This is a genomic window from Caballeronia arvi, from assembly GCF_001544695.2.
Lineage (GTDB): Bacteria > Pseudomonadota > Gammaproteobacteria > Burkholderiales > Burkholderiaceae > Caballeronia > Caballeronia arvi.
Window position 1 is genome coordinate 1 of record NZ_FCOM02000346.1, and the last position, 524, is coordinate 524.

Below are 524 nucleotides of genomic sequence, written 5' to 3' on the forward strand. Positions count from 1 at the left end.
GTTCACGATGCCCGCGAAATCCGCGCGATGGGACAGCAAGCCGGCATCGACATCTTCGGCGCGAACGGCCTCGGCGTCGCCGATTCGTGGAATCGGGTGAGAATCGGCGGAGCCCTCGGCGGCGACAATCCGGACGATTCCCTGCGCGCGGGCTCGATCGCGATCTTCTCTAATTCCGGCGGCTTCAGCACGACGATCGCGCAGTACTTGCGCATGAGCGGCTGGGGCACCTCGACGGTCATTTCGAGCGGCAAGGACGTCTATATCCACTACGCCGCGCCGGAATTCGCCTTCGCGCTCGCCAACGATGCGCGTAGCAAGGCGGCAGTGCTTTACTGCGAACCGGGCGGCTACTACGAGGCCGATGCAGACTTCAGCAAGCCGGTCGTCGCGTGTGTAGTGGGACGTTGGAAGAGCCGCCTGACGCGCGCGGTCGGCCACGCGGGTGCGATGGCGGGTGGCTCCGACGACGCGCAAGCCAAGGAACGCTGGTTCATGGAGAAGTTCGGCGTGGACCGGCTCTT

Annotated in this window: 1 pseudogene; it reads left to right on the forward strand. The window is 65.3% G+C overall.

Annotated elements, in window-relative coordinates:
• A pseudogene (locus AWB74_RS45270) lies at window positions 1-524 on the forward strand (CoA-binding protein); the annotation flags it as partial.